Consider the following 17,828-nt stretch of genomic DNA (forward strand, 5'->3'; position numbering starts at 1 on the left):
TTCAGGCACCTGCTTGCAACCCTAAACCCCTAGCCTTGAATATCGTGTTTACGAATATCGCGTTTGCCCTATCGCCCGATCGCCTTGACCAGGCCAATACCGCCAAAGTAGAGAAACAGCACCGCCCCTGCCAGCAGGCTCTGGGTGACCGGGTCGGTCGAGGGGGTCAGCACCGCCCCCAGCACCGCTGCCCCCAGCAGCACGTAGCGCCAGCCCTTCACCATTTGCTCAGAGTTGACAATACCCAGCAGCCCCAGCAGCATCTGCAAAATCGGAATTTGAAAGGCTAGCCCGGTACTAAACAGCAGCAGCAGCACAAACTCAAAGTAGCGATCGATCGACCACAGCTGCTCGACCACATCGGCCCCGTAGCTAATGAAAAAATTCAGCGCCGCCGGAATCAGGGCCACGTAGGCAAACAGCAGCCCGGCAAAAAACAGCACGCTTGACCCCAGCACCAGCGGCCCAATCAGCCGACGCTCGCGGCGGGTTAGCCCCGGCAGCACAAACATGACGATCTGGTAGAGAATAAACGGGCTGGCGGCCACCAAGCCGCTGTAGCCCGCTACCTTAAACGAGACAAAAAAGTACTCCCCCGGCGAGAGCTGCAAAAACTTGACCCCCTGAGCCGGTACTTCCAGCAGAGCCACAATGGGCTTCACTTGCCAGAAACAGACCACAATGGCCAGCACCACCGCAATCAGGCTGTAAAAAATGCGCAGCCGCAGTTCTTCCAGGTGGTCAAACAGCGACATTTCGACGTCATAGGGTACCTCGTCGAGGTCAACCGCCGGGTTGGCAGCGGCACCGGGAGCCGGCTGGGTAGCGGCGGTGTCAAGCTCGGTGGGCGGTGTCATAGGTCGGGCGGATGAACGTTAAGAGGATCGCTTCTATTGTAGGCTCATAATTTAGGGGTGTTCAGGCCTAGGGCTGAAGCAAGACCTGAAGCGGTACCTAGGGCGACTCAACAGTTTCCATATCGGAGTCAGGGGTTAGGGTTAGCGTTCTAACCACGCCAGAGTTACCCAACACCACCGCCCGATCACCATTTACCGACAGCTCTACCCCACCCGCATTGCCAGTTCTAAAGACCAGGCTGCTCTGGGCCGTCCAGGTTTCTTCAAAGCCGCTCTCGGCAATGCCCTCATAGACGTTTCTGCCATCGGCGACAACGCTTAGCCAGGCGCGATCGCTCAGGTTAGCGCTCACCACCACGGGGGCCTCAAGCGGTTCACTGGGGCTATCGTCTGACGCCTCTAAGGGGTCTGAGGCTCCAGCCGCATCAGCATCGGTGCCTTCAGCATCGGTGCCTTCAGCATCGGTGCCTTCAGCATCCAGAGCCGGGGCATCAGCCGTGGGTGCAGGCGCATCGATCGCGGGTTCATCTCCCAAATTGCTGTTGTTGGCTTGCGAGGTCACGCTGTTGCGACCCAACAGGCCCCAGGCCCCCAGGCCCAGGACCACCGCCAGCGCTCCCAACCCCAGCAGCAGCGGCAGCGGCGATCGCTGTGCCGATCGCTCCACAGCAACAGGAGAAGCCTGCTCTCTTATCCCTGGACTAGAGCGCAGCTCGGGTTGAGGCTGTGGCTGACGCTCGGGCTGCCTGACAGCACCGTTAGCACGGACCGGTTCGACTAGCTCTGGAGTAGGCACCACCTCGACCGGCGTTACCCGAAATTCTTTGGCAATGGTCTGGCCATCTAGCCCCAGGGCTTCGGCATAGCGGCGAATGAACCCCTGAATAAAGACCGGTTCAGGTAGGGCCGCGTCTTGTCCCGTCTCCAGCGCCTGCAGCAGGGCTGGGCGGATAAAAATCTGGTTGGCCAGCATGTCAATAGACAACCCCTGCTCCTGTCGCACCTGACGCAGATACGCCCCGATGCTCTGGAGCTGCTCGATTTGGGTAGGAGCTAATTTAGCCACGGCACCTCATTGAACCACGCTATGGGGAACTATGCCTTGGGCAACGAACCCGAACGAAGCTATTCTAATGGGAAATGGTCGCCAGCGTATGTGGGCGGCTTGAAAACCTCTGTGCCGCTCAAAATACCTGGTTCCAGGCGTAAACTTCGTAGCCGGTCCAAATGCCGTTTCGCCAGTAGGGGTCGCTCTCTACGAGCTGCCGCACCGCCGCCTCGCTCTCGGCCTCGTAGATGCCAAAGACTTTAGTATTGTCAACGGTGGGGCCAAGGGCAACCAATACACCGCTGTCTTTTTGCTGCTGTAGCCCCTGCAAATGCTCGGCCCGATAGGGGGCACGTTTTTCGAGCACGTTCTCGCAGTAGGTGCCCCACATCACATACTTTGCCATGGGTTTTGGTGCCGTTAACGCAGTCACCGCTGATGGTACCAGATTGAGTAGCACTCTATACAAAAAGAACGGCTTCTAGCGCGATGATATTAGGTGCTTTTGCCCGGTTGCAAAAGTGTCATGGCTTTCACGTAAAAAAACAGATCTGCTGAAATAATCGATGACAGACAGGATCAGTAAAACTACCTGAAAATGATGCCCGGAGGAACGTGCTAAAGGGAGCCTTCAACGCCTTGTGACCCATATATCACAAACCTTTCCGGAATTTGATCTCCATCCGTTGAAGGTTCTCTTTACTGGAGCTTTAGTTGAAAACAAGAGAGCTTTGCTGATGCTTTACCCGATATCTGAGGGAATTCTTTAGCTTGAGCAAAGGCTTCACTAAGGTCTGTTGTTGTCGCTCTGTTCCTCGGGTCAAGTATTGAGTTTTTATATCAAGTCCAGCTCAATGCTCGATGCTTTCTCAGACAGTCTCAATTGTTGGACTTGCGAGAGGTTTAACCATGAAACGTTTAATGTCTACTCTCAATCAGGGATTTCGCGCTGCAGGTCGCGCCCTAGACCTGTTTCGGCCACTCCGTCAGTGGGTTAGCCATCTGCGCGTTGAAACGCCCCGCCGAGCCCGCAAGGTAGCCGAACTGATTCCGGCCCAGTGCCCCTTTGAACGCGATATTGTTCTCTGCGGTCGCTCCGTGGCCCACATTCCACCCCTGTGCAAGCTCAACCCCCTCTACAACGAACTGGTCGAGCTGCGGTTTCGAGCTCTGTGCTACCTAGCCGACGAGTGCGGCGAAGACATTTCGGCCTACATCTAGCAGAACAGTGGCTGTCCTGCTACCGAGGGTCTCGCTCTGACGGTGAATGACTTTAATTGAGCTGGCTGTATTGCCGAGACGGGTCAGAATTGGACAGAACTGCCTCTGAAAACGGCCCCGTAGATGGTGCATCATCGCGCGAATGCACCCTGAAACTTTCATTTTGAGGGCAGCAGTGCCAGCGGCATGGACGGTCAATGTGAAAATTCAGCCGTAGATTGGCCAAAATCTTTGTAGGCTTTGGGGGAAGGCATCCGATCTGTCGTGACTAGACAGTTGGGATGGCCATTTCACAACACTATGCCCCCGCCATGCCCTACGACATTCCGCCCATTGACCAGGAGGACGAGGTTGCCCTGCGCCACCGCCGCTGGATGCTGCGGGCGCTAGAACTGGCGGAGCTGGCGGGGAATGCTGGTGACGTGCCGGTGGGCGCGGTAGTGGTTGGCCCCGGCGACGCGGTGCTGGCCGAAGCCGGTAACCGCCGCGAGCAAGACCAAGACCCCACCGCCCACGCCGAGGTGCTGGCGCTGCGAGCGGCCGCTCGCCAGTTGGGCAACTGGCATCTCAACGAGTGCACGCTCTACGTCACCCTAGAGCCCTGCCCTATGTGCGCTGGGGCGATTATTTTGAGTCGGCTGGGGCTGCTGGTGTACGGTACTGCTGACCCCAAATCTGGAGCGGTGCGATCGGTGCTCAACCTGCCCGACGCCCCCTCTTCAAACCATCGGCTGGCGGTGGTGACCGGCATTTTAGCCGACCCCTGCCGCGAGCAGCTGCAGCGATGGTTTCAGCAGCGTCGCCAGGCGCACCGACGCAAACCCCTCTCGACTTAACGCATGACACCGGCTGAACTGTCCTGAGCAGGGTTGCGCCTGTGGAGAAGGGCTATAGGGTGGTGATATAGACCAGGGCTGGCCCCCTTTTGTTTCCGGTTGCAGGCTATGAGGCCGCTAAGCCGGGCATACTGGGAAGGCCTGGTATCGGCACTATAGGGTTTAGCTGACCATGGCTCCTGCAATTCAACTTCCTATGAAATCGTCTGAGTTCTCTGAATCGTCTGCTGCTGGGTCGAAGGGAGGCGCGATCGCAACCGTGCGATGTTCAAAGACCGGCCCTCATGGGCCATCGCGCTGTTCGCCCGTGCTAACCCCGCTGGCCTATTTTTTGGGTCAGCATCTGGTAATACCCGCTTACTTTGGTCCGATTGCGATTACAGGGCAGCAGCGGGTGCCGACCCGTGGCCCGGTGATCCTAGCCCCCACCCACCGTGCCCGCTGGGACTCTATTTTGCTGCCCTTTGCTACGGGGCGACATGTCACCGGGCGGGACCTGCGCTTCATGGTGACAGCCGACGAGGTCAAGGGATTGCAGGGCTGGTTTATTCGCCGTTTGGGAGGCTTTGCGGTAAACGTGCGGCGGCCTACGATCGCCAGTTTGCGCTACGGCATTGAGCTGCTGCTGGGAGGTGAAATGCTGGTGATTTACCCGGAGGGTGGCATTCGCCGCGACGACCAGATTCACGGGCTAAAACCTGGCCTAGCCCGGCTGGCGGTGCAGGCCGAAGCGGCTAAATCGGGCCTGGGGTTGCGGGTATTGCCCGTCGATATTTTCTACGGTGAGGCCTACCCGAGCTGGCGCTGCCCGGCCCAGATTCACATTGGCGAGCCCCTGCTGGTGCAGGATTATCTGCAGGGGCAAGATACTCCCGAGGTGCTCAAGGCCGGGGCGCAGCAGCTCACCAAAGACCTCCGGGCCCGACTAGAGGCGATGGTGGCTGACCGACAGGCGATCGCCGCTGCTGCCCCATCCCTACCGGCGCAACCTTAGCCAAACATCTTCGCTACCGATTGATTTGCCAACTACAGGACAATCGGCTAGCGCCGTGGTTTATTAAAGGCATTGGCCCCGTAAACCAGGATGTCCGATGTTTGATAGCCTTTTTACCACCAATCCGCTGCCCAATTTGCGCCTCGACCCGCTGCGACCCCTGAAGGGGGTGATTGTGGGGGCGGGCCAGGTGGGCCTGGCCTGCGCCTACGCCATGATGATTCAGAACGTGCTGGATGAGCTGGTGCTGGTAGACATCAATCAGGAGAAACTGATTGGCGAGGTGATGGATCTAGAGCAGGGCATGTCGTTTGTAGAACCGACGGCCATTACGGCGGGCACAATGGCCGATGGAGCCGGGGCCGACGTGGTCATCATCACCGCTGGAGCGGCCCAAAAAGAGGGAGAAACTCGGCTAGATCTGGTGCAAAAGAACGTCGAGATTCTCAAAAACCTGATCCCCGATATTGTGGCCCACTGCCCAGAGGCCATTTTGCTGCTGGTGTCTAACCCCGTCGACGTGCTCACCTACGCGGCCTGGAAACTGTCGGGATTGCCCAAGGCGCGGGTTTTTGGTTCAGGTACCGTGCTGGATACCGGGCGGTTTCGCTACTTGCTATCCCGTCGGTTGGGGATCGATCCACGCAGTTTGCACGCCTATATTATTGGCGAGCACGGCGACAGCGAGGTGCCCTTTTGGAGCCATGCTAACGTCTGCGGTACTCCGCTCTACTACGATGGTATGCCCGCCGCCGATCGCGCGGTCATGGATGAGATTTTTCAGCAAACGACAAACGCGGCTTACGAAATTATTCAGCGCAAAGGGTATACCAACTACGCCGTGGGTTTGGCGGTGACCCAAATTGTGCAGTCGATTGTGCGCGACCAGAACCGGGTGCTGACGGTGAGCTGCGTTATGGACGAAATTTTTGGCGTTGGCGATGTGTGCCTCAGCGTGCCTGCAGTGGTCGGGCGCTTGGGCATTACCCGTCGCCTCAACCTGGCGCTCAGTCAGCAGGAGCAGGCGCTGTTGCAGCACTCGGCACAGACGCTGCGCGATGTGATCGATCAGATTAAGTTTTAAACGGGTTGATCCAGACATCCGGGTACTTATACGAGAACCGGATTGGAAAACCCCGATTCAAAACAGGGATCTCGTAGGGAGCATTGCACTGCAATACCCCTGCAAATCGGGTGCAGGCAGATAGGATTTGGTATCAGCCGTCTAGTCGGCGCTCTCCTCTGGCCACAGCAGCCTGACGGCCAGCAGGGCAAACCCGATCGCCGCTACGGCCTTGACCAACCGCTCGGGCAAAATCTGGGCGGTGCCTTCGCCAATGATGACCCCCAGCAGGCTGGCCAGCAGCAGGGCAGCCGCAGTACCCAAAAATACCGCGCGGGGAGAGTTAGAGCTGCCGCCGAGGGCGATCGCAGCCAGCTGACTTTTATCCCCCAATTCTGAAATGAAGACGGCGGTAAAGCTGAGGGCGAGGAGGTTCCAGTCCATGGGGAATCGGGGAGTGGGTGGGTCGGCAGGTAGGTAAGTGAGCGGGTGAGGCGAGGGGCTAGAGGTGGGCGATGTCCCAGAGGAGCCAGACGGTGATGCCCAGCAGCATGGCTCCGGCGGCGGTGTCGAGGGTGGCGGGGGGCACGCGGCGGGCCAACCACTGCCCCAGCAGCACACCGATTAAGCTGGTGGTCACCAGGGCGGCACCAGCCCCTAAAAAAACCACCAGGGGTGCCTGGGATTGGGCACTCATGAGCAGCGTGGTGACCTGGGTTTTGTCGCCCAGCTCAGCCAAAAAAATGGTGATAAACGTAGAACCAAAAATTCGCCAAAAAGCCGCTCGACTAAGGGTCTCAGCGGGCTTAGCCTCGGTGGTAGGCTGGGACACAGGGCTAGAGATAGACACAATAAAAATAAGCGGCAGAGCAGTTTAGACAGTCAATTTAGCCGGGTTCGAGCAAGCCAGGTAAGCCACAGGGGCAGACCCGTTGAGTGCCGCCGAATATTTCATAATGCTTTCATTATCTGCAAGCAACCGCAAAACCGCAACCCTTACACACCACGCATCACACACTCACCCACCCCCTTTCTCCCTACGGGAGACGCTAGCGCGAACGACTCCGCTCAGGGACCATCACCCATCCACGCTCCTACGCTCCCACGCTCCCACCCACCTACTCCCCCACCCCCACCGCTCGGTCAAACCGCTCCATCTCAGGGCTCTCGTCACCGTAGATATCGGCAATGTGCTCCTGGCAGCAGTCGATGGCGAAGTCGTCTAGCTCATCGCTGGCGATGCCAAACATGGTTTCGAAGGTGCTGAACGTGACCCGGCAAAAGTCGGGGCGGTCGGGGTAGATAGTGCAGGTGCGATCGCCCTTGTCGTAGTGAATGCACCAGCCGTCTTCACCCACCAGACTGAGGTATAGGGCCAGCTGGTCGGGGTCGAGGTACGACTCCAGATCAGGGCGCTCGTCGGGAGCCAAAAAGCAGCATGCTCCGCAAGATTTCACACATTGCCAGGTGGCCATCGATTTCTCCTTGGGCCATACCTAGCCCAGCATTTCGACGACAGCGGAAGCTGCCTTAGAATTTTGTTAAGTTATCTAAAACGGGTGCCGCATTAGCAGGTAAAATAAGCACCGAAAGCAAGTCTTACTTTAGTCTAATCGCCTTGTGTTGGGAGGATCCATGAGCTTTCTGAGCAATGTTTTAAGCAATATTAATTTTGAGCTAATTGCCCAGTTAACGATGCTCGGTATGATCGTTATTGCTGGCCCAGTGATTGTGTTTCTGCTGTATCTCCGCGGCGGTGACCTCTAAAGCCTTCGGGGTTCAGGCCTCAAAGCTTATCTGTAAGCAGCGTCTGGGCTAGCCCAAACGCTGTTTTAGTATGAATTCTGCGATCGCGAGATCGACAGGCGTTGTGACCTTCAGGTTGGTTTCTTCGCCCGGCACTACCTGCACCGGCAGATCGCTTTTTTCAAACAGAGCGGCATCGTCGGTGACGCTCCAGCCCAGCTCTAGGCCCTGGCGGTGGCACTGTTTGAGTAGGGCGACATCGAAGCCCTGGGGCGTTTGGGCGGCCCACAGGCGCTGGCGATCGGGGGTGGCCTCAATGCGCTGGTCGGCATCGACCACTTTGATGGTGTCTTTGACCGGCACCGCCGCTACCAGGCCGGGGCAGGTGTCTAGGGCTGCAGCACAGCGGTTGAACAGGTCTGGAGTAGCCAGGCAGCGGGCTCCGTCGTGGATCAGCACCCGAGTGGCCTCGGTGGGCAGGCTTTGCAGGCCGTTGTAGACCGACTGCTGCCGGGTGTCGCCGCCGGTCACTAGGTGGATGGGTTTGCTCAGGTGCAGCGCTTCAGCGATGGCGGCGAGGAAGGGGCGATCGCTGGCCTGACAAATTAGCCCAATCCAGACTACGGCTTCGGCCTGGTCGGCGGCCTGCAGCGTCCAGGCAATGATCGGCTGCCCCAGCAGCTCTAGCAAAACCTTGTTGCGATCGGCCCCCATACGACGACCGCTACCAGCGGCGGGAATGAGCAGGTGAACAGGTGTCATAGGGGTAGTGGCATAAGAGAATTTGGGGTTAAATTATCCCCTTTGGTGAAATTTAATGCATTTTGTCGGCCAGATATCCCTTAAACCTTGACCAGGTTCCACTACAATAGCTTGCGAACAGGCATGGGACGTAATGTATGCGGGTACTGGCTCTTGTTCCAGGGGAAACGGAAACTCAGCTGGGTTTCTTTCCGGTGATCAGTCAAATTAAGCAGAGCTTTGCAAACGCCGAGGTTTCTGTGGTGGCGTCTCCAGGGGCCACAGCAATTTATCAGCTTTCTAAGGGGGTCGCCGAGGTTGTGCCCTACAACTTTGCGGCCCCCAACAGCCCGGCTGACTGGGCCAACCTGCTCGGCATTGTGCGCGATCGCGAGTTCGATGTCGCCTTCACCCTCACCCAATCCTGGTCGATTGCCCTGCTGCTGTGGCTCAGCGGCGTGCCCACTCGCCTGGGCTATAGCGGTGCCGCTAACGATCTGCTGCTCACCACCACGGTGCCGCGCCGCACCGGAACGGCTGCCCATAGCGACCTGCTCAGTCTGATCAACATCACGGGTGCCCCTCCGGCTCTCTCGGTGAACGTGCCCCGTAGCGATCTGACCGCCGTTGAGTCGATACGTCAGGGGGCCGGGCTTGAGAATGGCTATGTCCTGATTTCCCCTGGCCCTACCTCTAGCGGCACCACCTACCCCACCGCGAGCTGGATTGCCATTCTCAACGATTTTCAGCAGCGCCAGCCGGGCTTACCCCTGGCCTTGCTGCAGACCAATGAGGCGGGCTCCCAGGCCGCTGAGCTGGCCAGCGCAGTGCCAGATCTCAAGATTTTGCGCCCCGAAACGCCGGGGCAGACAGCGGCCATGGTTGCTGCGGCTAACCTGCTGGTCGGGGTGGCGGGCTACCCGCTGGGGCTGGCGATCGCCCTCAATGTCTATGCGGTGGGTCTGCTCTCAGCTAGCGATACCGTGCTGCCCAGCAGCCCAGAGGGCGATCGCCTGGTTACCCTCACCTCTACCACAGGCACCCTGGCCGACATCGCCCCTGATCAGGTGCTCAAAAAAATCTGGAGCGAAGACGCCTAGCGCCGTATTCTCCTACCTATAGCCCCATGACTGTTGTGTAGACCCTGGCTAGTATCTAAGTGCAAGGCCACCCGCCCAGCCATTGGAGAATTGACACCTATGGACAAGATTAAAGAACAGGCTAACGTCGTTAGTCAGCTATTGTTTTCTGCCGATACCAGCGACATTTATAAAAAAACTCTCGCCCGCACCTGGGATATTGTGCGCGAAGTTGGCATTTTGCTGTGGCTGGTCATCTGCCTCACCTTTGTGGGCGGCGAATGGTTCTACCGCACCGCCGTTGGCCTAGGCCGCAGTACCCGCGCCTGGTACATCGGCCTCAGCGAAAAGGACCCCAATGCCGATGCCCAGCCAATCACCTCCACCGGCCAGGCTCTGCTGGATACAGTGCAGTCGGGTACATCCTACCTGCTGGCTCAGGCTCGCCAGCAGCTGGGTATTCCAGCCCCAGACCCCCTGACCTCTGCTGCACCGCCTCCGGCCAAGCCTCCCGCCGACCCGCCGACCCCAAGTGGTCCGCCCGCCCCAGCGGAGCCTCTCGCTGTCACAGAACCGCCACCGTCGCCGGTTGCAACCGTGACCGCTGACCTTGAAGAAGAGGAGGATGACTTGGCCTAAGGGCCAAGTACTGAGCTGGAGCTTTGACCAACTTGGCGAAGCAATACCAAAACGGGGCTGGCTACAGTCCAACCTCATAGATAATCGCTAAGCCGCAGTAATCAACGTGCTGCGGCTTAAAGATTTATGCTGAATTCGCCCTGGCTGCCCCGGCTGGGCTGGGCGAATGCCTCAAAGCCTTTGGCTTGGCTGCGCCTCTGCCCCTACGCCAGCCGCCGATTGAGAACTGGGGCTATGCGATTTGGACTGTATTACAGGGTTGCTCAGGCGTAGCCAAGCCAGAAGTTCTACAATAGCTGGCAGGATCCACAAGTCTCAACTACCCCCAGACATGCTTCAGCACCTTCTGTTTATTGGTTTTAGCGCTATTTACTATAGCCAGAGCACCGCTAACCCCCAGCGGCGGCCCCACCTGTTTGCCTCACTGGCACTACAAGAGGCCGAGGGCAGCCGCACCGTTGCCCACATTCGCGCGGCCAAGGCGGCAGAGATTCCGCTCTGGCTTGATGAGCAAATGCAGCGCCACATCAGCGATGAGGTGCGCCATGCTCAAATTTTCACCAAAGCTGTTGAGCGGGAGGGCTACTTTATCGATCTAGACGGCGAAGCCGCTCAGCAGTCGCTCTCCAGCGTGGGCGAAGCCTCGATGCGGCGTTATCACCAGGTCGATGACCTGGCTGCGGCCCCCCTGCCCCACCTGCTGGCCAGCGTGCTGCTAGCCGAAGAAATGGGGGTGCGTGGGTTTCGCTGCATTCTCAAGGCACTGCCTGACCACCTAAGCACGACTCGGGCCGCGATCGAATCGGTACTCAAGGATGAGGAACGCCACGTGCGGTATCTCGCCGATGCGCTGCACTACTTTCGTGCCACTGCTGTAGTAGACGCCTACCGCCGGGATATTGAAAGCAAAATGTTCAAAGATTTGGGTAAAGTGGTGGAATTTATGACCAAGCCAGCCGCAGAGCGCCCTAGCCTGGTGCAGCCTGGCCAAAAGCCCGAGCTGTCTTTAGTCTAGTTCCACTCATTTCGTCAGGTTTTGACTGAGTTCTCGCCATAAGCATTAGGCCTGGAAGCAAGTACCATTGTCTCTCTGAGTAGTTGAAGCGCTGCCGATAAGAAACTGTAACACTGACCTTTGCCGAGATCTAATACTGAATCCGCCTTGGCTTATCCCCGGTTGGGCTAGGTGAACGCCGTTTGCCCCTAGGCAATCCGCCTGTTTGGAATCGGGGCTATGCGATTCGGATTTGCCCTGAAAATAGCCGCTCCCTTCGACTCTGCTCCGGGAACGGCTATATCTGTTTTCATTGTGGGGGGTGCCGCATTAATGGCATGGACGATTGGTATAAGCACTGATAAATTACTCGCTGTCTGCCTCAGCCCGTGTCAAGAAAACCTGGTGGGGCAACCAAGATAGTGCGCTTTACGCTGGAGCTTGGATCGGTGCGGGGTATCAGGTTAGCTCTGTCGCTCTAGATTCGTGACCCCTGGTTGGCTCTCAATCTCTAGCGGCAAAGTGGCAGCGTCCCAACGAGAGGTCAAACAGGTGAAACCCGTACTGCTGAGAGAGCGCTTCAAACACTTTTACTCCCCGCACGCTGTTGCCGCGACCATCGAGCAGGGGCGAAAACACGGCGATGCCCGCCTGATTGGGCACTACCGCCATAATTCCTCCCGACACACCGCTTTTGGCCGGAATGCCGACTCGGAAGGCCCACTCTCCGGCAAAATTGTACATGCCGCAGGTGTACATCACGCTGAGAATATCGCGCACGTGCTCGGCTCCGACCGCCCGCTGCCCAGTAACAGGGTTGACGCCCTGGTTAGCCAATGTTGCCGCCATCACGGCCAAATCGTGGGCGGTGACTAGCACAGAACACTGCTGAAAATAGAGGTCGAGCGCTTCCTCAATCGGCTGCTCAATCATGCCGAAGTTGAGCATCAGGTGAGCCATCGCCCGGTTGCGGTGGCCCGTTGTCTTTTCGGAGATAAAGGTAGACACATCGACAAACACTTCGCTGCCCACGTAGCGCTCAAACATAGCCAGCATGCGGTTGAGCCGCTCGGCAGGGTCGCTGCCGGTAATCAGGCCGGTGGTGGCGATCGCCCCCGCGTTCACCATTGGGTTATCGGGGCGTTTGGAGTCTTCATCGAGGCGAATGAGTGAGTTAAACGGGTCGCCCGTCGGCTCTACTCCCACCTTCTTGAGCAGCTTTTCGCGGCCGTAGTCTTCTAGGGCCATGCCGTAGACAAACACCTTAGAAATCGACTGAATGGTGAACTTTTGGTTTACATCTCCCACCTCAAAGCTGCGGCCATCGAGGGTAACTAGGCTAATGCCGAACCAGTCGGGGTTGGCCCGCGCCAGTTCAGGAATGTAGGACGCTAGCTTACCAGTCGAGAGTCCTTTGAACTCGTGGTAGAGCTGCTCTAGAAAGGCTTGCACCTGGGGCATGGGGGTGACTACTTCTGCTCCGGGTGCTGAGCCTCGGGGCGGTGGTCGCCCAGGTCATTAAGCCGCCAGATAAACTGGTGCAGTCGGCCAAAGTCACGATGGTTAAAGTGCATTACCAGCCTGGGTAGGGGGGCGGTTTCGTCACTGTGCTCTTCGGGAAGGGCTGCAGATTTCTCGATGCTGCCCTTGGCTAAGATGTCGCCAAATTCATCGTTGAGCAGGGCGACAGCGCCATCACTCAGGTCGCACTTAAGCCGAATAATTAGGCGATCGCCCGCATAGCGGCAGGAGTGGTAAACCCGGTAAAAGCTGCTAATGGCGTGGCAGGCGTCGTCTACGTTGTCAGTAATAGTGTAGAGGCTGGGGTCGTCGGGGCTCACTAACCCACGGTTGAGCAGATGAGTGCGAATGTAGCTATCCCAGCCCTGCCAGTAGTCGCCACCGGGGTGGTCGACCAGCACGACGGGCATGGGGTCAGCCTTACCCGTCTGAATCAGCGTGAGCGACTCAAAAGCCTCATCCTGAGTGCCAAAACCACCCGGAAACAGCACCAGGGCATCGCTTTCACGCAAAAAGAAGAGCTTGCGGGTAAAGAAATACTTGAAGTTAATTAGCTTAGGGTCGCCCGCCATAATCGGGTTCGCCCCCTGCTCAAAGGGCAGCTGAATATTGAGCCCAAACGAGTGCTCAGAGCCTGCCCCAGCGTTACCCGCCTCCATAATGCCTCCCCCGGCTCCGGTCATCACCATAAAGCCTAGCTCGGTAATTTGTTTGGCAAACTGCTCAGCCAGCTTGTAGTCGGGGCTAATCGCGCCGGTACGGGCCGAGCCAAAAATAGTGATTTTGCGGATGTGGCGGTAGGGGTAAAAAATCTGAAATCCCTGCTCCATATCGAGCAGGGCGTAGTTCAAGATCTTCCAGTCTAGGCGGTCTGCCTCTCGCCCCATCATTCGCAGGATGGTTTCTAGCACCTGACGAATGAGCCTGCCGTGCTCTAGGTTGGGCAATTTCTCCAGCACTGTGGCTAGGTCAGCCTGAACGCTAGAAGGCAAATCTGAGGGGAGCGCAACCATACGCTGTTGTGTCCATAGAGGCAGCACTCTATTTTAGCGACAATTTCGCCCCTTACCTTGCAAGAACCCTCTAGGGAGAGACTAATGCTTCTCTAGAGGGTTCGGGTTGATCAATTTTGAGTTAGCCAGTTTAGCTCGTCTTCAGCCCCGGCGAAACATTCGTAGGGTTCTTTAGTCTAAACGGGCTAGCCAGGCGGGTTAGAGATACTTTTCAAGGGTGTTAGCCAGGGTCGTTTTGGGTACAGCGCCCACAACCATGTCAACCCGCTGCCCCTCTTTGAAAATCATTAGGGTGGGAATGCTGCGGATACCGTACTGGCTAGCCACGCTAGGGTTTTCGTCGGTGTTGACCTTAACTACCTTAATTTGGCCGTCGTATTGCTCAGCAATTTCTTCTACAACCGGGGCCACCATACGACAGGGGCCGCACCAAGGGGCCCAGAAGTCGACTAGTACGGGGACGGTGCTTTCGAGAACTTCTTGCTTAAAAGTAGAATCTGTTACCTGAGCGGCTGCCATGCCTAGTGTTCCTTGCCGTTGTTAACCACACGCAATCTTACCATAGCCAACCCACAGCTAACCTCAGTCCTTAGGTAACTCTGGTTTGCAAACCTTATTTACCTCATTAGGAATAGCGCCAGGGCAGCTATTCGAAATGTTAAGTCAGATTTTTTTAGACCCTTAAATAAGGAACCGCCCAGACCATTGGTCTGGGCGGAGTGTGGTGTGAGGAGTGAACTCAAACATAAATGTTTGAGCGCTCCTATATTGTACTGTGGACACTTGAAAATCTGCCACCGCTTGATGTCATTCGCAACAAATTTGTGGTAACAACAAATTATTGTCACCACCGGGAACCTGCGCTCGCTGAAGGTGGCGTTTTAGCGCTGTGTGTCAATGCCATTTAGTTTATTGTAAACAGTTTCGAAAATATCGTGGGCCAGAGCACCGGTACAGGACGGCCAGAATCTGATTTCTGAGCCAGAGTACGCATGATGCTAGAGCAGTGACCCCAGGGCAGCGACACAGAATCCGGAGTGCTGTACCGGCGCTGTAGGATGCGGCTAGAACAGAAAGTACCGCTGCGCCATGGGTAACACCTCTGCCGGTTCGCAGGTGAGAAGCTGGCCATCGGCCCGCACCTCGTAGGTTTCGACGTTGACCTCCATGTGGGGCTGGTAGGCGTTGAGCTTCATGTCGGCTTTGCTGAGGCTGCGGCAATGGGCTACGGCGGCGGTGGCTTTCGTCAATCCAATCTGCTCAGGAATGCCCAAATCGATCGCGGCCTGGGAGACAAAGCTGAGGGAGGTGGCGGCGATCGCGCCCCCAAAGCTGCCAAACATGGGCCGCATGTGCACCGGCTGCGGGGTGGGAATACTGGCGTTGGGGTCGCCCATCTGGGCCCAGGCGATCGCGCCGCCCTTGATCACCAGCTCGGGTTTTACCCCAAAAAAGGCAGGTTTCCACAGGCAAAGATCGGCCAGCTTGCCCACCTCAATCGAGCCCACGTGGTTAGCGATGCCGTGGGTGATGGCGGGGTTGATGGTGTACTTGGCCACGTAGCGCTTGGCCCGGTGGTTGTCGTTGCGATCGCTGTCCTCCGCTAGCGGCCCCCGCTGCACCTTCATCTTGTGAGCGGTCTGCCAGGTGCGAATGACTACCTCGCCCACCCGGCCCATGGCCTGGGAGTCGGAGGCAATCATGCTGAAGGCCCCCAGGTCGTGAAGAATGTCTTCGGCAGCGATGGTTTCGCGGCGAATGCGCGACTCGGCAAAGGCAATATCTTCGGGAATGCTGGGGCTGAGGTGGTGGCACACCATCAGCATGTCGAGGTGCTCGTCGAGGGTGTTGCGGGTGTAGGGCCGGGTGGGGTTGGTCGAGGAGGGCAGCACATTGGCCTCGCCGCAGACCTTAATAATGTCGGGCGCGTGGCCGCCACCGGCCCCCTCGGTGTGATAGGTGTGAATGACTCGATTTTTAAAGGCCGCGATCGTGTCTTCCACAAAGCCCGCCTCGTTCAGGGTGTCGGTGTGGATCGCGACCTGTACGTCATACTCGTCGGCGACCCCCAGGCAGGTGTCGATGGTGGCCGGGGTCGTGCCCCAGTCTTCGTGCAGCTTGAGGCCGATCGCCCCGGCTCTAATCTGTTCCACCAGGGCTTCGGGACGGGCGCTGTTGCCCTTGCCCAAAAAGCCCAGGTTGATTGGAAAAGCATCCGCCGATTGCAGCATGCGGGCCAGGTGCCAGGCACCGGGGGTGCAGGTGGTGGCGTTGGTGCCGGTGGCAGGGCCAGTGCCGCCGCCGATCATTGTAGTTACGCCGGAGGCCAGGGCGGTCTCGATCTGCTGGGGGCAAATAAAGTGAATGTGGGTGTCAATGCCTCCCGCCGTAGCGATCATGCCCTCCCCAGCTACCACCTCGGTGCCGGGGCCAATGATGATGTCGATGTTGTCCTGAATGTAGGGGTTGCCCGCCTTGCCGATTTTGGTGATTCTGCCGTCCTTGAGACCGATGTCGGCCTTGACAATGCCCCACCAGTCCAGGATCAGGGCGTTGGTGATCACCGTGTCCACGGCCCCGGCGTCGCGCCCGATCGGCGACTGCCCCATGCCGTCGCGGATCACCTTGCCGCCGCCAAATTTCACCTCGTCCCCGTAGGTGGTGAAGTCTTGCTCGACTTCAATGATGAGCTCGGTGTCGGCCAAGCGAATGCGATCGCCCACCGTCGGGCCAAAGGTCTCGGCGTAGGCACGCCGGTCCATGCGGTAGCTCATGGGAACTCCTCAGTTGGGGCAAATATAGCTAGAACCACTCTAGAATGCGGGATTTCCCCAGTTTGGTCAATTGGCATACGGTTGCCGGTACTGAAGCGAAGGATTTTATGCTGTTATGCTGCGTTCGCCAAAAGGATAGCCCGAGGGAACGCTTCCCTCGGGCCATAGGCTCAGTACAATTCGCACAGTGGTTCGGCAGTCAGCGCGGCTGCTCTAGCTGGCCAGATATTCACGAATGTCGGACTGGCGCTTGCGGAGTTTGGTCAACGCCTCGCGCTCAATCTGGCGCACTCGCTCACGGCTGATTGAGAGCAGGTCGCCAATTTTGGCCAGGGTCATGGTTTTGCCATCGGACAGTCCAAAGCGCAGGGAAAGCACTTCGCGCTGCTGGGGGGTCAAGTCGCCCATGAGGCGCTCTAGATCTTGGCGCAGCGACACCTGAGTGGCGAAGTCTTCTGGTGAAGGGCCGTCATCTTCGAGCAGTTCACCCAGCTCTGTATCCTGGTTATCGCCCACCTTCAGATCAAGGGAAAGGGGCTGGCGCGATTTTTCGAGGTAGTCGCGCACCTGCTTGGTGGTGAGATCGCATTCAATGGCTAGCTCGGCTACCGTGGCTGCTCGCCCGTGCCGCTGCGAGAGGGTGCGCTGGGCTTTCTTCAGTTTGTTGAGCTTTTCGGTAATGTGGATGGGTAGGCGAATGGTGCGGCTTTTCTCGGCGATCGCGCGGGTAATGGCCTGACGAATCCACCAGTAGGCGTAGGTGGAGAAGCGATAGCCCTTGGTGGGGTCAAACTTTTCAACCCCGCGCTGCATACCAATAGTGCCTTCCTGAATCAGGTCGAGCAGATCGACGTTGCGCTTGATGTACTTCTTGGCCACCGATACTACCAGGCGCAGGTTGGCCTCCACCATCTTGCGCTTAGCCAGGTTGCCCTGACGGACAATCGTAGATAGCTCAGCTACGGGTAGCTCAACAGCCTCGGCCCACTGCTCTAGAGTTAGGCCATGCCCGACGGTCTCTTCGGTGGCCTGCCGCTTTGCTTCCAAGGCTGTCAGTTTTTGCACCTGCTTGCCCAACACAATCTCTTCTTCGTGGGTGAGCAGAGGCACCTTACCAATCTCCTTCAGGTAGGTGCGCACCAGATCGGTGGAATTTTGCACAGCTCTCATAATAAATCGACAACCTTAGGGAACAGCGTCGCAGGAACAATCGAACAGGTGGGCAGGCTACGGGCAGATGAGAAAATTACCGGTCAAAGGGTAATCGCTTCGAGAAACCCCAGCGGCAGGTTTACAATCCGC

At 57.7% G+C, this 17,828-nt stretch carries 20 protein-coding genes; 8 read left to right on the forward strand and 12 right to left on the reverse strand.

All coding sequences use genetic code 11. From position 1 onward, the window contains the following. Nucleotides 1-68: 68 nt before the first annotated feature. The 3 genes from tatC to ACQ4N7_RS22090 all read right to left on the reverse strand — a co-directional run bounded on the left by tatC (nt 69) and on the right by ACQ4N7_RS22090 (nt 2,311). On the reverse strand, nt 69-857 hold the full coding sequence (gene tatC / locus ACQ4N7_RS22080; RefSeq protein WP_430713649.1) for a twin-arginine translocase subunit TatC: 789 nt from the start codon (nt 855-857) through the stop codon (nt 69-71). Nucleotides 858-954: 97 nt separating this feature from the next. Continuing rightward, the gene (locus ACQ4N7_RS22085; RefSeq protein WP_430713650.1) at nt 955-1,923 is read right to left on the reverse strand and encodes a helix-turn-helix domain-containing protein; all 969 of its coding nucleotides are present in this window, start codon (nt 1,921-1,923) and stop codon (nt 955-957) included. Nucleotides 1,924-2,041: 118 nt separating this feature from the next. Further along, on the reverse strand, nt 2,042-2,311 hold the full coding sequence (locus tag ACQ4N7_RS22090; RefSeq protein WP_430713651.1) for a YciI family protein: 270 nt from the start codon (nt 2,309-2,311) through the stop codon (nt 2,042-2,044). A 503-nt stretch (nt 2,312-2,814) separates the two neighbouring features. Between ACQ4N7_RS22090 and ACQ4N7_RS22095 the strand changes: the two genes are divergently transcribed. From ACQ4N7_RS22095 to ACQ4N7_RS22110, 4 genes are all read left to right on the forward strand, one after another. Then, the gene (locus ACQ4N7_RS22095; protein WP_430713652.1) at nt 2,815-3,126 is read left to right on the forward strand and encodes a Mo-dependent nitrogenase C-terminal domain-containing protein; all 312 of its coding nucleotides are present in this window, start codon (nt 2,815-2,817) and stop codon (nt 3,124-3,126) included. A gap of 311 nt (nt 3,127-3,437) precedes the next feature. Next, a complete protein-coding gene (gene tadA / locus ACQ4N7_RS22100) occupies nt 3,438-3,962 on the forward strand; it encodes a tRNA adenosine(34) deaminase TadA (protein ID WP_430713681.1) in 525 nt (174 codons plus the stop codon). 196 nt (nt 3,963-4,158) lie between these two features. Further along, nucleotides 4,159-4,956, forward strand: coding sequence for a lysophospholipid acyltransferase family protein (locus ACQ4N7_RS22105; protein ID WP_430713653.1), 798 nt, complete (start codon nt 4,159-4,161; stop codon nt 4,954-4,956). Nucleotides 4,957-5,116: 160 nt separating this feature from the next. Next, nucleotides 5,117-6,040 (forward strand): L-lactate dehydrogenase, encoded by a 924-nt coding sequence (locus ACQ4N7_RS22110; RefSeq protein ID WP_430713682.1) that lies wholly within the window; start codon nt 5,117-5,119, stop codon nt 6,038-6,040. A 141-nt stretch (nt 6,041-6,181) separates the two neighbouring features. Here ACQ4N7_RS22110 and ACQ4N7_RS22115 read toward each other — a convergent pair whose 3' ends face one another. From ACQ4N7_RS22115 to ACQ4N7_RS22125, 3 genes are all read right to left on the reverse strand, one after another. Continuing rightward, nucleotides 6,182-6,463: a TMEM165/GDT1 family protein gene (locus ACQ4N7_RS22115; RefSeq protein WP_430713654.1), complete on the reverse strand. Its 282-nt coding sequence runs from the start codon at nt 6,461-6,463 to the stop codon at nt 6,182-6,184. 58 nt (nt 6,464-6,521) lie between these two features. Next, the gene (locus ACQ4N7_RS22120) at nt 6,522-6,851 is read right to left on the reverse strand and encodes a TMEM165/GDT1 family protein (RefSeq protein ID WP_430713655.1); all 330 of its coding nucleotides are present in this window, start codon (nt 6,849-6,851) and stop codon (nt 6,522-6,524) included. A gap of 286 nt (nt 6,852-7,137) precedes the next feature. Beyond that, the gene (locus ACQ4N7_RS22125; protein ID WP_430713656.1) at nt 7,138-7,494 is read right to left on the reverse strand and encodes a YkgJ family cysteine cluster protein; all 357 of its coding nucleotides are present in this window, start codon (nt 7,492-7,494) and stop codon (nt 7,138-7,140) included. A gap of 160 nt (nt 7,495-7,654) precedes the next feature. Here ACQ4N7_RS22125 and psb30 point away from each other — a divergent pair, with 160 nt between their 5' ends. Then, a complete protein-coding gene (gene psb30, locus ACQ4N7_RS22130; RefSeq protein WP_106903744.1) occupies nt 7,655-7,786 on the forward strand; it encodes a photosystem II reaction center protein Ycf12/Psb30 in 132 nt (43 codons plus the stop codon). Between the two features lie 48 nt (nt 7,787-7,834). Here the strand turns inward: psb30 and ispD are convergent, their stop codons facing one another. Continuing rightward, the gene (gene ispD / locus ACQ4N7_RS22135; RefSeq protein WP_430713657.1) at nt 7,835-8,527 is read right to left on the reverse strand and encodes a 2-C-methyl-D-erythritol 4-phosphate cytidylyltransferase; all 693 of its coding nucleotides are present in this window, start codon (nt 8,525-8,527) and stop codon (nt 7,835-7,837) included. A 137-nt stretch (nt 8,528-8,664) separates the two neighbouring features. Between ispD and ACQ4N7_RS22140 the strand changes: the two genes are divergently transcribed. The 3 genes from ACQ4N7_RS22140 to ACQ4N7_RS22150 all read left to right on the forward strand — a co-directional run bounded on the left by ACQ4N7_RS22140 (nt 8,665) and on the right by ACQ4N7_RS22150 (nt 11,239). Beyond that, entirely contained in the window at nt 8,665-9,606 is a 942-nt protein-coding gene (locus ACQ4N7_RS22140; protein WP_430713658.1) for a glycosyltransferase family 9 protein, read from the forward strand. 99 nt (nt 9,607-9,705) lie between these two features. Beyond that, nucleotides 9,706-10,224, forward strand: coding sequence for a hypothetical protein (locus tag ACQ4N7_RS22145; RefSeq protein WP_430713659.1), 519 nt, complete (start codon nt 9,706-9,708; stop codon nt 10,222-10,224). A 331-nt stretch (nt 10,225-10,555) separates the two neighbouring features. Next, complete coding sequence (locus ACQ4N7_RS22150) at nt 10,556-11,239, forward strand: ferritin-like domain-containing protein (protein WP_430713660.1); 684 nt, start codon at nt 10,556-10,558, stop codon at nt 11,237-11,239. 483 nt (nt 11,240-11,722) lie between these two features. Here the strand turns inward: ACQ4N7_RS22150 and glsA are convergent, their stop codons facing one another. The 5 genes from glsA to ACQ4N7_RS22175 form a co-directional block, all read right to left on the reverse strand. Further along, on the reverse strand, nt 11,723-12,679 hold the full coding sequence (gene glsA / locus ACQ4N7_RS22155) for a glutaminase A (RefSeq protein ID WP_430713661.1): 957 nt from the start codon (nt 12,677-12,679) through the stop codon (nt 11,723-11,725). A gap of 8 nt (nt 12,680-12,687) precedes the next feature. Next, nucleotides 12,688-13,752 carry an LOG family protein gene (locus ACQ4N7_RS22160; RefSeq protein WP_430713662.1) on the reverse strand — a complete coding sequence of 355 codons (1,065 nt, stop codon included), beginning with the start codon at nt 13,750-13,752 and terminating at the stop codon, nt 12,688-12,690. 198 nt (nt 13,753-13,950) lie between these two features. Continuing rightward, entirely contained in the window at nt 13,951-14,271 is a 321-nt protein-coding gene (gene trxA, locus ACQ4N7_RS22165) for a thioredoxin (RefSeq protein ID WP_035985715.1), read from the reverse strand. 545 nt (nt 14,272-14,816) lie between these two features. Next, complete coding sequence (ureC, locus tag ACQ4N7_RS22170) at nt 14,817-16,526, reverse strand: urease subunit alpha (protein ID WP_430713663.1); 1,710 nt, start codon at nt 16,524-16,526, stop codon at nt 14,817-14,819. A 213-nt stretch (nt 16,527-16,739) separates the two neighbouring features. Beyond that, nucleotides 16,740-17,696: an RNA polymerase sigma factor, RpoD/SigA family gene (locus ACQ4N7_RS22175; protein WP_430713664.1), complete on the reverse strand. Its 957-nt coding sequence runs from the start codon at nt 17,694-17,696 to the stop codon at nt 16,740-16,742. Nucleotides 17,697-17,828: the final 132 nt, after the last annotated feature.

This window comes from Nodosilinea sp. AN01ver1 (assembly GCF_050565655.1).
Lineage (GTDB): Bacteria > Cyanobacteriota > Cyanobacteriia > Phormidesmidales > Phormidesmidaceae > Nodosilinea.